Source organism: Microbacterium sp. LjRoot205 (assembly GCF_056175745.1).
This window is the reverse complement of record NZ_JBGFFH010000006.1, coordinates 94,161-107,069: the sequence shown is the minus strand read 5'-3', so window position 1 is coordinate 107,069 and position 12,909 is coordinate 94,161. Positions and strand designations below refer to the sequence as shown.

The 12,909-nt window shown below is 67.6% G+C and carries 11 protein-coding genes and 2 tRNA genes; 8 read left to right on the top strand and 5 right to left on the bottom strand.

Features of this window, described 5'->3' with window-relative positions; translation table 11 throughout:
* Positions 1-78: 78 nt before the first annotated feature.
* Positions 79-627: an ArsR/SmtB family transcription factor gene (locus AC04ME_RS13085; RefSeq protein ID WP_475435364.1), complete on the top strand. Its 549-nt coding sequence runs from the start codon at positions 79-81 to the stop codon at positions 625-627.
* Positions 624-1,865, top strand: coding sequence for an MFS transporter (locus AC04ME_RS13080; RefSeq protein WP_475435362.1), 1,242 nt, complete (start codon positions 624-626; stop codon positions 1,863-1,865). The genes AC04ME_RS13085 and AC04ME_RS13080 overlap by 4 nt, the downstream gene beginning before the upstream one ends.
* Positions 1,866-1,947: 82 nt before the next feature.
* On the opposite strand, the gene AC04ME_RS13075 is transcribed toward AC04ME_RS13080, so the two are convergent.
* Positions 1,948-2,020 (bottom strand) — tRNA-Glu (locus AC04ME_RS13075).
* Positions 2,021-2,173: 153 nt separating this feature from the next.
* On the opposite strand from AC04ME_RS13075, the gene AC04ME_RS13070 reads away from it, so the two are divergent.
* Positions 2,174-2,812 (top strand): MBL fold metallo-hydrolase, encoded by a 639-nt coding sequence (locus tag AC04ME_RS13070; protein ID WP_042541722.1) that lies wholly within the window; start codon positions 2,174-2,176, stop codon positions 2,810-2,812.
* A 2-nt stretch (positions 2,813-2,814) separates the two neighbouring features.
* Positions 2,815-3,693, top strand: a complete 879-nt coding sequence (locus AC04ME_RS13065) for an aminoglycoside phosphotransferase family protein (RefSeq protein ID WP_475435360.1) — start codon at positions 2,815-2,817, stop codon at positions 3,691-3,693.
* Here AC04ME_RS13065 and pepN read toward each other — a convergent pair.
* Entirely contained in the window at positions 3,690-6,173 is a 2,484-nt protein-coding gene (gene pepN / locus AC04ME_RS13060; RefSeq protein ID WP_475435358.1) for an aminopeptidase N, read from the bottom strand. The genes AC04ME_RS13065 and pepN overlap by 4 nt on opposite strands.
* Positions 6,174-6,253: 80 nt before the next feature.
* Between pepN and AC04ME_RS13055 the strand changes: the two genes are divergently transcribed.
* Both AC04ME_RS13055 and AC04ME_RS13050 read left to right on the top strand, forming a co-directional pair.
* Positions 6,254-6,700, top strand: coding sequence for a MarR family winged helix-turn-helix transcriptional regulator (locus tag AC04ME_RS13055; protein ID WP_475435356.1), 447 nt, complete (start codon positions 6,254-6,256; stop codon positions 6,698-6,700).
* 36 nt (positions 6,701-6,736) lie between these two features.
* Positions 6,737-7,594, top strand: a complete 858-nt coding sequence (locus tag AC04ME_RS13050; protein ID WP_475435354.1) for a 3-hydroxyacyl-CoA dehydrogenase — start codon at positions 6,737-6,739, stop codon at positions 7,592-7,594.
* A 6-nt stretch (positions 7,595-7,600) separates the two neighbouring features.
* On the opposite strand, the gene AC04ME_RS13045 is transcribed toward AC04ME_RS13050, so the two are convergent.
* Positions 7,601-8,560: a DNA topoisomerase IB gene (locus AC04ME_RS13045; protein WP_042541726.1), complete on the bottom strand. Its 960-nt coding sequence runs from the start codon at positions 8,558-8,560 to the stop codon at positions 7,601-7,603.
* A 210-nt stretch (positions 8,561-8,770) separates the two neighbouring features.
* Between AC04ME_RS13045 and AC04ME_RS13040 the strand changes: the two genes are divergently transcribed.
* Entirely contained in the window at positions 8,771-9,670 is a 900-nt protein-coding gene (locus AC04ME_RS13040) for a hypothetical protein (protein WP_475435352.1), read from the top strand.
* A 53-nt stretch (positions 9,671-9,723) separates the two neighbouring features.
* Here the strand turns inward: AC04ME_RS13040 and AC04ME_RS13035 are convergent.
* Both AC04ME_RS13035 and gltX read right to left on the bottom strand, forming a co-directional pair.
* Positions 9,724-9,795: transfer RNA gene (locus AC04ME_RS13035), tRNA-Gln, on the bottom strand.
* A gap of 169 nt (positions 9,796-9,964) precedes the next feature.
* A complete protein-coding gene (gltX, locus tag AC04ME_RS13030; protein WP_475435350.1) occupies positions 9,965-11,470 on the bottom strand; it encodes a glutamate--tRNA ligase in 1,506 nt (501 codons plus the stop codon).
* A 172-nt stretch (positions 11,471-11,642) separates the two neighbouring features.
* On the opposite strand from gltX, the gene AC04ME_RS13025 reads away from it, so the two are divergent.
* Positions 11,643-12,887 (top strand): acyl-CoA dehydrogenase family protein, encoded by a 1,245-nt coding sequence (locus tag AC04ME_RS13025; RefSeq protein WP_475435348.1) that lies wholly within the window; start codon positions 11,643-11,645, stop codon positions 12,885-12,887.
* The last annotated feature ends 22 nt before the right edge of the window (positions 12,888-12,909 follow it).

The following is a 12,909-nucleotide window of genomic DNA, read 5'->3' as shown; positions in this document are numbered from 1 at the left end:
AGGCGGGCATCATCGTTGTCTTTCCGGGGTATACAAGAAGTCTTGTGAGAACTAAGCACCGGTTCTACGGTTACGTCCATGGAAGACATCTCGGTGATCACAGCGGTGCACCATCCGCTGCGCCGCCGCATCTACGACTATCTGCTTCTCTACGGCACCTCGCAGGTCACCACGCTCGCGCACTCGCTCGGGAGCCAGGTCGGGAGCATCAGCCACCACCTGAGGATGCTCGAACGAGCCGGGCTCGTCGAACGCGACCAAGACCCCTCCGGCGACCGTCGCACCAGCTGGTGGAAGCCCGCTCGACGTGGGCTCACCTGGTCGGCGGAGGACTTCGCCGACTCCCCCGCCGACGCTCTGCTCGCACGGGAGGCGCAGCGCCAGGGCATCCGGATGCAGATCGAGCGTCTTCAGCGGTGGCAGCGCCGCCATGATGACCCTGCCTATGCCGCGTACGACGCCTCCAACACCGAGACGACCGCCTGGGCTTCTCCGGACGAACTCCGTGATCTGAGTGCGCGCCTTCTGCGCACGATGGAGGAATGGCGGGCGTCTGTCGACCTCGAGGACGGACAGGAGCGCACGCCGATCTTCTTCTTCGCCCACGCGTTCCCGACGACGCCATGAGCACCGCGGTCGAACCCGTGCAGCTGTCGGAGCCACCGACGTTCAGACGAGACCGTCGTGTGCACGCGTGGATCGCCGTCAAGGCGCTCTCGGATGCCGGGGATGCCCTCTGGACCATCGCCCTCGCCTGGACGGCCGTGCAGACTGCCTCTCCCGCTATCGCCGGGCTCATCGTCGCGGCAGGGACGATCCCTCGGGCGATCGTGCTCCTCTTCGGCGGTGTGATCGCCGACCGCTCCGATGCGCGGCGGGTGATGATGCTGTTCAACGTGCTGCGTGTCGGCGTGCTCGTGGCCGTGGCCCTCTGGGTCCTCGCGACCCCACCGACGGTGGGCGTCCTGCTGTTCGCGGCGATCGCCTTCGGAATCTGCGATGCGTTCTATGAGCCGTCTGCAGGAACCGTCGCCCGCCAGCTCGTGCGCCCGGGGGATCTCCCCTCCTATGGTGCGCTGACCCAGACCGCGTCGCGCCTCGGAACCATGGCGGGCGCGGCGATCGGCGGCGTGCTCGTCGCGTACGCGGGACTGGTGGGCAGCGCGGCGGTCAACGCCCTCACGTTCAGTCTGGTCGTCGCCTTCATCGCGATCTGGCTCCGGCCACGCTTCCTTCTCGCCCGCGCGGCGAGGGAGTCCGTGCTGCACGGCATCGCCCGTGGATTCGCCCACCTCGGCACTCACCCGACCACCCGCACCCTCGTCATCGCGCTCTCAGGCCTCAACCTCGCGGTCGGACCGGCGGTCGGGATCGGGCTCGCCCTGCGCGCGCACGACGAGGGATGGGGCGCTCAGTCGCTGGGGTTGTTCGAGGCGCTGCTCGGACTGGGCGCGGCACTCGGTGCCGTCTCGGTCGTCAAATGGCGACCGCGAAGAGAAGCACTCGCCGGCTTCTGGGCGCTCGTCGTCCAGGGCGTCGGGATCATCGCACTCGGCTGGGGCCCGGCGTGGACGGTCGCGACCGCGGCCTTCGTCATCGGCGCAACCGCGGGCTACGCCTCGGTCCTCCTGAGCGCCACCTTCTCCGCCACGGTCGACACCGCCTACCTCGGCCGGATGGGCTCGATCACCCGTCTCGGTGACGACTGTCTCATGCCCGTCGCCATGGCGGGGTTCGGTCTGCTCGCCTCGATCACGGCAGTCTGGGTGCCGTTCGCGCTCTTCGGCGGCACGATGATCGCACTCATGGTTCTGCCGCTGAGCAACCGCACGTTTCGGCAGCTCGCCCTCGTGTCGAAGACCTGACTCCCGCTGACCTCCGCGAGGGGTGCGCTGTGCCTGCACATACGACGAAAGCCCTCGGAGAACCGAGGGCTTTCGCTTGTTGTGACCCCAGCGGGATTCGAACCCGCGTTACCGCCGTGAGAGGGCAGCGTACTAGGCCGCTATACGATGGGGCCGTCTGGCGGAACGTTTCCGTGCCGCGACAACTCAACAAGTATGCCATGACGATTCTCGCGCCGCCAAATCGAGCCGAGCCCTCGTCGATTCCCGGGCGTGGCGCGCTGGATCGGCGGTTTGCCAGAGACGCCGTGAAGGAGTTGACTCACCTCATGCGCATCACGAAATTCGAACATGCCGCTCTTCGCATTCAGCAGGGCGATGACACCCTGCTCATCGACCCGGGTTCGTTCACCGCTCCCCTGAACGACCTCTCGGGTCTCGTCGCCGTCGTGATCACCCACGAGCACCCCGACCACTGGACGCCCGAGCACCTGGATCGGATCCTCCGCGCCGCCCCCGGCACTCCGATCTACGCCCCTGCCGGCGTCGCACGTGCGGCCGAGGGCTATGACATCTCGGAGGTCGCTCCGGGCGACACCGTGGAGGTGGGAGCGTTCACGCTCCGTTTCTTCGGCGGCACGCACGAGGTGATCCACTCCTCACTCCCCACTGTCGAGAATGTGGGCGTGCTGGTCAATGAGGTCTTCTACTACCCCGGTGACTCCTACGCGGTTCCGGAGGGTGTCGAGGTCGGCACGCTCGCCGCTCCACTCGGAGCGCCATGGCTGAAGATCGGCGAGGCGATGGACTACGTTCTCGCCGTGCGCCCGCGTCGGGCGTTCGGCACTCACGACATGACCCTGTCGGTCGCAGGCAAGACGATGCACCGGCAGCGGCTGCAGTGGGCGACCGAGCAGGGTGGCGGAGAGTTCTCGGTCCTCGAGCCGGGCGACTCGCTCGACATCTGACCGTGGCGGACTCCCCCTCCGCCGAATACTCGCTCGATGAGAGCGGCGTACGAGACCTTCTCCGGCGGACGAGCCCTGATCTCGCCGGTCTGCCACTGAGGCTGTTCGCCGACGGCTGGGACAACTCGATGTGGAGGCTCGGGTCGGAGCTCCTCGTGCGACTGCCTCGTCGCGACCTCGCCGTGCCGCTCGTCGCGAACGAGCAGCGTGCGCTCCCCGCGATCGGACCGGCGCTGGCGGCCATCGGCATCCGCACCCCGGTGCCGCTGATCTCCGGCGAACCGAGCGAGCTGTTTCCGCGGCCCTGGTCGGTCGTCCCCTGGATCTCCGGAACGACGGCGCTCGCCTCCTCCCGATCGGACAACGCGGCGTGGGCACCACGACTCGCCGATGCCCTGAGGGCGCTGCACGCCCCCGGCCCCGCGGATGCTCCGCGCAACCCGGTGCGCGGGCGCGCCCTGGCCACTCGAGACGACGCGATGCGACCGCGGCTCGACGCGTTCAGGCACCGCACGGCGCTGCGTGACGCCTGGGTCGCAGGTCTCGCCGCACCGGTCGGCGCGGAGCAGGTCTGGATCCACGGCGATCTCCACCCGGGCAACATGCTGGTGGAGGATGGCACGCTCGCTGCGCTCATCGACTTCGGCGACGTCACGGTCGGTGACCCCGCCTACGATCTCGCCTCGTCGTGGATGCTCTTCGACGCCTCAGGTCGCGAGGCGTTCCGCAGAGCGACCGGATCTCGGTATGACGATGCCACCTGGGTCCGCGCGCGAGCGTGGGCGGCGTACATCGCCCTGATTCTCGTGACCCAGAGCGACGACCGACCCGAGTACTTCACCGTGGGGGCGAGCACCGCCGACGAGCTCGACGCCGACTAGCCCTGCGCAGCCCGAACGCGCAGCGCTCGGGCCAGGTGATCACGCTGCTCGATGACGATCCGGCGCAGCGCGGCGGGCGCCGAGCTGTTGCTGGCAAGCCACGCATCCACGAGATCGAGCGTCGGCGAGGCGGGGAACAGCCCCACGACCAGGCGCTGAGCCAGCTCGATGCTCCGCGTGCCCCACGCGTCGCCGATCCTCTCGAAGTACTCGGCATCGAACCCCGCGATGAGATCACGGCGTCCACCTGCGCGGAAGCCCGCGATCTCGGCATCGAGATGGTCGTTGCTCAGCGAGCCGTCGTTCCACGCCGCGTCCCACGCTGCAGCCCGCACCGCGGAATCAGGTTGCGACGCGAGTGCCCTGCGAGCGGCCGTCCGACCGCTTCCGGTGTCGTCGGACTCGAGCTGGGCTGCGACGTCATCGGTCCCCGCGTGCCCTGTCGTGACGAGAGCCGTGAGCAGCTGCCACCGCAGATCAGGGTCGATGGTGAGACCCGCCGGGACATCACCGTGCAGGAGCGCGCGGACCTCGGCGGCGTGCACGTCGTCGAACGTCGACGCCGCCGCGAGGGCCCGCGCCCACGAGAGCTGGGCATCGCTTCCGGCATCCGATGCCTGCAGCGCAGCCCACGCGGTCTCCACCCAGGCCCGCTRCTCGCCCTGTCGCTYGCCGTCGCTCGCGTAGTGCCGGATCGAGAAGAGGGCATTCGAGAGAATGCCGACGAGAAGACCGATGTTCGACTCGTGTGGGGCATGTGCGCGCACGATCGAGGTGTATCGCGCCACTGTCAGCTCGCCGTCGCGCGTGGCGTTCCACAGCGACGACCACACGACGGCCCTCGCGAGGGGATCGTCGATGGAGGACAGTGATTCCTGCACCGTCGTCAATGATGCCTCGTCGAGCCGCACCTTGGCGTAAGTGAGGTCGTCGTCGTTGAGAAGCACGAGATCGGCGGAGGGGACCTCGATCGGCGTCCGCTCGTCGTGGATGTCCAGGGCGAGCTGGTCGCGACGCACCACGCGCCCGTCGATGCGGTGATAGAGCCCGACGCGCAGGCGATGCGGCCGAGGATCGCTCTGCACGAGCGTGGCGCTGCCGTCGGCCTCTCGTTCGAGCCGCAGCGTGGACACCCCCGTCGTCTGCAGCCATGCCTGCGACCATTCGGTCATGTCGCGGCCGGAGACCGCGCTCAGCTGCACGAGGAAGTCGTCGAGAGTCGTGTTGCCGAACGCGTTGGCCGCGAAGTATCTGCGGGCCCCCTCGAAGAACGCCTCATCGCCGACGAAGGCCACGAGCTGCTTCAGCACCGCGGCGCCCTTGGCATAGGTGATGCCGTCGAAGTTGAGCTTCGCGGCCTCGAGGTCGGTGATGTCGGCGACGATCGGGTGGGTGGTCGGCAGCTGGTCCTGCTGGTACGCCCATGCCTTGCGGTTGGCGGCGAACTTGACCCACGCGTCATGGAAGCGCGTCGCCACCGCTGATGCGTGCGAGCCCATGTAGTCCGCGAAGGACTCCTTGAGCCACAGGTCGTCCCACCACTTCATGGTCACGAGGTCGCCGAACCACATGTGCGCCATCTCGTGCAGGATCGTGTTCGCGCGTGCGGCACGCTGCGCGTCGGTGGCCGCACCCCGCGAGAGATAGGACTCGGTGAACGTCACGAGTCCCGGGTTCTCCATCGCACCGAGGTTGTACTCGGGAACGAAGATCTGGTCGTACTTGCCCCAGGGATAGGGGTAGGCGAAGGCATCGGTGAAGAAGTCCAGACCCTGGCGCGTGATCTCGAGGATCTCCTCGGACTCCAGATACTGCGCGAGCGACTGCCGCGCGAACACACCGAGTGCGACGCGCTGATCATCGCGCGCCCATTCGCCGTCGACACGGGCATACGGCCCGGCCGCGACCGAGGTGATGTAGCTCGAGATCGGGAGCGTCGGGGCGAACTCGACACGCTGCACCCCGACTCCGGCGTCGACCGTCGCCGCGACCTGGTTCGAGAGCACCTCCCAGCCTGCAGGAGCATCGATCACGAAGGTATACGGCGCCTTGATGTCCGGCTGCTCGAAACACGCCATCACCCGCCGCGAGTCGGCCGGTTCGTATTGCGTGTAGAGGTAGGTGCGATCGTCGACGGGGTCGTGGAACCGGTGCAGCCCCTCGCCGGACCGGCTGTAGCTTCCGACCGCCTCGACACGCACCACGTTCGTGTCGGCGAGGTCGTGCAGCTCGATGCGCGCACCGTCGTAGATCACGTCGCGCTCGACGCCGTTCACGACGACTCGTTCGACGCTCTCCCCGATGAAGTCCAACCAGGTCGAGCGCGCCGTCGTGGTGAACTCCAGCGTGGTGGTCGTGGAGAACCCGCTGCGCGCCCGCTCGGGTGCACCCGTGAGGTCGAGTTCGACGCGGATGCTGCACACGGAGACGGCGGCGGATCGCGCCGCGGTCTCCTCTCGCGAGAGGTTGGCTGTGTCCATGCCTCCATCCTTCCATCTGACATGCTCAGCGGCGGACCCCTTGCGTTGCATCACGCAACAGAACGGCGTAGAGTTGCATTATGCAACAGCAGGAAGACTCCGGCGGACGTCGCGGTGACAGCGCCGACGTGCTTCGTTCCCTTGTCGCCATCACGCGTCGAGGTCTCATCGACGCACGCGCGGAAGAACCGAGGCTGTCGATCACCGATCAGTCCATCGTCATGGCGATCGCCGACGAGCCGGGGATCCGTTCGACGGACATCGCCCGCATGTTCCGCCTCAACCGATCGACCGTGTCGCGTCAGCTCTCGACGCTCGTCTCTCTCGGCCTCGTGCAGGAGACGCCGTCGGTCTCCGGGCGCGGCCGTCCGCTCGAGCTGACCGCCGAGGGCGAAGAAGCCTTCCGCAACACGCTGCGATCGCTGCAGGGCGTGATCGACGTGCATCTCGCTCAGTGGACGGATGCCGAGGTGCATCGCTTCGCGCAGGACCTCCGGCGTTTCGACAGAGGCCACGAACCCGCTTGACCACGGCCCACAAGGCCATCAGAGGAAGAAGAGAAAATGAAGAACATCACTGTTCTCGGCACCGGCGTGCTCGGATCGCAGATCGCGTTCCAGACCGCCTTCCACGGTTTCGACGTCGTCGCCTACGACATCGATCAGCCTGCGCTCGACCGCGCGGCCGAGCGGTTCGAGGGTCTCGCCGCGCGTTACGTCGCCGACGGTGTCGAGAACGCCGCAGACGGCGCCGCCCAGGCGGCGATCGGCCGCATCCGGCTCACGTCCGACCTCGCGGAAGCCGCAGCCTCTGCCGACCTCATCATCGAGGCCGTGCCGGAGAACCTCGAGCTCAAGCAGGGCATCTACCGGACTCTCGCCGACGCCGCGCCGGCGACGACCATCTTCGCGACGAACTCGTCGACTCTGCTCCCCAGTGCGCTCGCAGAGTCGACGGGGCGCCCCGACCGTTTCCTCGCCCTGCACTTCGCGAACGAGATCTGGTCGCACAACACCGCGGAGGTCATGGGCACACCGGCCACCGACCCGGCGGTCTACGACGCCGTGGTGGAATTCGCCACCCGGATCGGCATGGTCCCGATCCAGATCAAGAAGGAGAAGGCCGGATACCTGCTGAACTCGCTGCTCGTGCCCTTCCTCCAGGCCGGAGCCGAGCTGCTCGTCGACGGGATCGCCGAACCCGAGGCGATCGATGCGACGTGGCGGATCGGCACGGGCTCCCCGGCCGGCCCGTTCGAGATCTACGACATCGTCGGACTGACCACGGCATACAACATCTCCCGCATGGGAGGCGAGAAGCAGCAGCGCTTCGCCGAGCTGCTCAAAGAGCAGTACATCGACAAGGGCAAGCTGGGCGTGGCGACGRGCGAGGGGTTCTACACCTACCCGCGAGAGAGCTGAATTCCCTCAGCGCCCGAGGAGCTTGCGGATCGCCGTCTCAGGCGACACCGTGAGATCGAGAGTGCGACCGCGCGCGTAGAGCCGGAACACGCGTGGATCGATGTAGCTCCCCCTGGCCACCGCGAGGGTGTTGCCGAGCGCTGACGCCGTCGCCTGCACGGCGAGGCGCTCGGCACGCCGCCGCTCGTTCTTCGTCTCGAGTCGGCCGATCCGCGCGAGGGCGTCAGCCGCGAGGATCGTGCCGTGCAGCGTGCGGAAGTCCTTCGCAGTGAACGATGCCCCGGCCACCTGCCGGAGATAGTCGTTGACCTCGGTCGACGTGAGTCGGACGCGGCGGCGACCCTTGCGGTACGCGAGCAGCGGGGCCCGCGGCGAGCCGACGGCGAACTCCGACAGCGCCTCGGCGAGGGCGGCGTCGGAGATCTCGATCGCGGCGAGCTGCTTGCTCTTCGCGGGGAAGCTCAGGGACACGTCGCTGCCGTCGATGCGCACGTCCCGTCGCCGGAGGGTGCTCAGCCCCCGACTGCCGTGCTTCACGAGGTAGCGCTCGGAGCCGATGCGCAGCGCGGCGTCATCGAGAAGCCGGAAGGAGACCGCGAGTGCTCGCTCTCGTGTCAGCCCCGGCTCGCCGATGGCGCGCGTGACCTTGGCCCTGGCCGCAGGCAGCGCCGCGGCGAGCTTGAGCGCCCGCGCGAACTTGCGCTGATCCCTCCCCGTGCGCCAGAGCGGGTGGTAGAGGTACTGACGTCGTCCCGCATCGTCGGTGCCGACCGCCTGGATATGAGCGAGCGGATCGGCGGCGATCCACACGTCCTTCCACGCCGGGGGTATCGCGAGGTCGCGGATGCGCTCCCTGTCGGCCTCGACGACGGGGGTGTTGCCCGCGTCGACGTATCGGAACCCCGACCCGGATCGCACACGGCGGATTCCTGGTGTCTCGCCCGGAACGACTCTCGTGAGCGCCATTCTCGTCCTCTCGGTCATGCCTCGTCGGGCATCGGGTGTTTCCCGCTCACGATCGCCGACGAAGAGCGAGGCGTGAAGGGCATGGCGCGACGCACGGGCGACCTGCTAGGCGACGCAGGCTCCTTCAGGCGATGCCGGGAGGGTGCGGCCGCTGCCCAGGGATCCGATTGTCGGGGCACACCGAGGTCTGCCATCCTCTTCACTATGGCCATGTCTTTCGAGGAATTCCGCACATCCCTGACCAGTGCAGATCTGCGGGCCGGCCTGGGGGTGCAGCTCACCGACCTCGAAGCGCAGCAGGTCGCCGATGATCCGGCCTCCGCTCAGAGCTGGTACGCGTACTGGCTCTCGACCCAGCCGACGTCTCCCCCGCCACCAACGGGCCCCGCGTTCGATGCACCGCCGCCCGCCTACGACGCGCCACCGCCCGCGTTCGATACACCGCCACCCGCCTACGACGCGCCACCGCCCGCGTTCGATACACCGCCACCCGCCTACGACGCGCCACAGCCTGCCTACACCGCGGCTCCCGGCTACCCCTCGCAGGGCGACGTCTCCGTCGGTTCTCCCGCCTATCCGGGATACGCGCCCGTTCCCGACGGCCGACCCGGCAAGAAGAAGAGGGTCGGACTGTGGGTGACTCTGTCGATCCTCGGCGCCCTGCTGGTGATCGCCGCCATCGTCGTGATCTTCGCCTTCGCCACAGCACGCCATTGGACCAAGACCGATGTTCCTGAGCAGCCCGAGACCTTCCACAGCGAGGAGTACGAGACCGGCCGCGTCGACGTCACGATGGACGACGTCAACCCGTGCTCGGTGAACCAGGATTGGACCGACTGCACGAACCTGATGGTCGCGACCTATACGGCCGCCTGCGTCGATGTCGAGCTCACCGAGACCGCGGCCCTTCTGTGCACCGAGTACAGCTCCGCGATAGACGAGATGAAGGCGCAGGACGGCGAGGGCTATTACGTCGCGACGCTCGGCAGCTACGGGAGCCTGCATCAGACGCCTGAGATCGACACCCGCCAGGTCTCGAACGACGACTACGAGCCCGCCGTCACCCACGAGGCGGTGTGCTACCTCGGATTCATCGGAGAGTGCGAGTGAGACACTGGACCGGAAACGACAAAACCCCCGCCTGAGCGGGGGTTTTCGTCTTGCTGGGGTACCTGGACTCGAACCAAGAACAACGGAACCAGAAACCGCCGTGTTGCCAATTACACCATACCCCAAGGGCGAAACCGGAGTCTCGCACCGAGAGTCAAGCTTACCCGAGCCGTGGCCCTAATGCCAAAACGCCTCGGTCCGTCCGGGCGCGTCGCCCGGTGATCGCTGCGGGTGCGTGACCTCGGCAGCGGGCAGGAGCTCATCGAAGCGATGCTCCCCCGCCCGCCTGCCTCGTCAGTTCGCGAGGAACGCCGACAGAGACCGGAGGCGCCGCAGCGACTCGTCCTTGCCCAGGAGCTCCATGGACTCGAACAGCGGCGGCGAGATCCGACGACCGGTGATCGCGACGCGCGGAGGGCCGTAGGCGATGCGGGGCTTGAGCTCGAGCTTCTCGACGAGCGCCTCCGCGAGAGCCTCCTGGATCTTCTCTGGAGTGAACTCGGTCACCGGCTCGAGGGCGACGACGCAGGCGTCGAGGACCTCGGCGGCGTTCGCGGGCAGCCCCTTGAGCGCGTCGGCATCATACGAGACGTCGTCGGTGAACAGGAACCCCACCATGCCGGGCACATCGCCGAGCAACTGCACGCGCTCCTGCACGAGCGGTGCGACGCGGAAGGCGAGCACGAGCTGCTCGTGCGTCGGCTCATCGAAGAGGCCGGCGGCCGCGAGGTAGGGGATCGTCCTCTCGGCGAAGTCCTTCTCGTCGAGCTTGCGGATGTGGTCGCCGTTGATCGACTCGGCCTTCTTCTGGTCGAAGCGTGCCGGGTTCGGATTCACGTCGACGATGTCGAACGCATCGGTGAACTCCTCGAGCGAGAACACGTCGCGGTCGTGACCGATCGACCAGCCGAGGAGCGCGAGGTAGTTCAGCAGTCCCTCGTGGATGAAGCCGCGATCCCGATGCAGGAACAGATCGGCCTGCGGGTCGCGCTTGGAGAGCTTCTTGTTGCCGGTCTCGCCGAGCACCAGAGGCATGTGGGCGAAGCGGGGCACGAAGGTGGTGACCTCCGCATCGATGAGCGCCGCGTAGAGCGCCAGCTGGCGAGCCGTCGAGGGCATCAGGTCTTCGCCGCGCAGGACGTGCGTGATGCCCATCAGCGCGTCGTCGACCGGGTTCACGAAGGTGTACAGCGGGATGCCGTTCGGACGCACCACCACGAAGTCCGGGAAGGATCCTGCGGGGAATGTCACCTCGCCCCGGATCAGGTCGACGTAGGTGAGGTCCTCGTCCGGCACACGCAGGCGGAGTGCGGGCTGACGCCCTTCGGCCCGGAAGGCGTCCTTCTGCTCCGCCGTGAGGTCGCGGTCATGGTTGTCGTACCCGAGCTGCTTCGCCCGCCCGGCAGCCTCGTTGCGAGCGTCGATCTCCTCCGCGGTCGAGAAGCTCTCATACAGAGCGCCGGATGCGAGGAGCTTGTCGATCACGCCGCGATAGATGTCGTGGCGCTCGGACTGACGGTAGGGAGCGTGGGGTCCACCGACCTCGACACCCTCATCCCAGTCGATCTTCAGCCAGGTCAGAGCGTCGACCAGCTGCCGGAAGCTCTCCTCGCTGTCTCGGGCGGCGTCGGTGTCCTCGATGCGGAACACCATCTTGCCGCCGTTGTGGCGGGCGTACGCCCAGTTGAAGAGGGCCGTGCGGACCATGCCGACGTGCGGCAGTCCGGTCGGAGAGGGGCAGAAGCGGACGCGGACGTCGGCGCCACTGGCGGTCGTGGTGAGGGGGTGCGGGGTAGCCATATCCCCTCGATTCTAGTTGCCGGGCGGCGTCTCGACCTCCCCGATCCGCCCACGATCGGGGCCGGTGAGAGGGGTCACCGTGGGTAACAGTCACTCACCGTGGGTAACAACCCGCATGCGACCACGTCGCGCTCCTATCGTTGCCGCATCGACCAATCGGAAGGGTGACGACGTGACAATCACGGATGCAGTGACGACAGGCCTCAGCGATCGCTGGCTGAGCGCACCGAGACCTCAGACCAGCCTCGAATGGATCGAGCGCGCCGAGGAGGTTGCGGACATCCTCGCGGTGGACGCCGTCGAGAGGGACCGCGCGAACGCGACACCTCGTGCAGAGGTGCAGCTGCTCAAGGACTCGGGTCTGGTCACTCTGCTCGGCCCGCGCGTCCATGGCGGCGCGGGCGAGAGCTGGGAGACCGCGTACCGGGTGATCAGAGCGGTGGCCCGCGGCGACGGCTCGATCGGGCAGGTCCTCGGGTACCACTACCTCTGGGCATGGGCGGCGCGTCTCGTCGGAACCGACGAGCAGATCGCCGCGATCGAGGAGCTGTACACCGCGAACGACTACGTCTTCGGCGGCGCGGTGAACCCGCGCGACTCCGATCTGGGGATCCGCGAAGACGGCGACGACCTCGTGTTCTCCGGCCGGAAGTCCTTCTCCACCGGTGGTCGGATCTCGGACCTGACGGTCCTCGAAGGGGTCCTCGAAGGCACCGAGACGCACATCTTCGCGATCGTGCTCACGGCGCAGGAGGGAATCGTCTTCGGGAACGACTGGGACAACCTGGGCCAGCGGCTCACCGAATCAGGGTCCGTCGAGATCCGCGACGTGCGCGTCCCCTGGGCAGCGGCAGCCGGTTTCGTCGACCGGGTGTTCCAGCCTCTGACCTACAACACGCTGAACGTGCCGACCATCCAGCTCGTGTTCGCGAACTTCTACCTCGGCATCGCACAGGGTGCACTCGAGACGGCATCCGCCTACACCCGATCGACCACTCGACCGTGGCCGTACGGCGGCGACGACAAGCAGCACGCGACGGACGAGTGGTACCTGCTCGAGGGCTACGGCGAACTGGCCTCGAAGCTGTGGGCGGATGAGGCGCTGCTGGATGCCGTGGGCTCCGAGATCAGCGCGGTGCTGCATGCTCCACGAGAAGACCTCACTGCACGCCGACGCGGCGAGATCGCCGTGCGCATCGCAGCGGGGAAGCTGCGCATCGTCGACGACGGCCTGGAGGTCGCCACGAAGATCTACGAGCTCACCGGTGCCAGAGCGTCGGCCAACTCTGTCGGCCTCGACATCTTCTGGCGCAACCTGCGCACGCACAGCCTGCACGACCCGATCGCGTACAAGAAGCGGGAGGTCGGCGACTACGTGCTGCGCAACGAGGTGCCTGAGCCGACCTGGTACACCTGATCGCCGCGATGCAGGTGGTCCT

What these genes read in the sequence shown, in the direction of transcription:
- AC04ME_RS13085 (WP_475435364.1), top strand. Translation starts at nt 79, where the DNA reads ATGGAAGACATCTCGGTGATCACAGCGGTGCACCATCCGCTGCGCCGC.
- AC04ME_RS13080 (WP_475435362.1), top strand. Translation starts at nt 624, where the DNA reads ATGAGCACCGCGGTCGAACCCGTGCAGCTGTCGGAGCCACCGACGTTC.
- AC04ME_RS13070 (WP_042541722.1), top strand. Translation starts at nt 2,174, where the DNA reads ATGCGCATCACGAAATTCGAACATGCCGCTCTTCGCATTCAGCAGGGC.
- AC04ME_RS13055 (WP_475435356.1), top strand. Translation starts at nt 6,254, where the DNA reads ATGCAACAGCAGGAAGACTCCGGCGGACGTCGCGGTGACAGCGCCGAC.
- AC04ME_RS13045 (WP_042541726.1), bottom strand. Translation starts at nt 8,560, where the DNA reads ATGGCGCTCACGAGAGTCGTTCCGGGCGAGACACCAGGAATCCGCCGT.
- AC04ME_RS13040 (WP_475435352.1), top strand. Translation starts at nt 8,771, where the DNA reads ATGTCTTTCGAGGAATTCCGCACATCCCTGACCAGTGCAGATCTGCGG.
- gltX (WP_475435350.1), bottom strand. Translation starts at nt 11,470, where the DNA reads ATGGCTACCCCGCACCCCCTCACCACGACCGCCAGTGGCGCCGACGTC.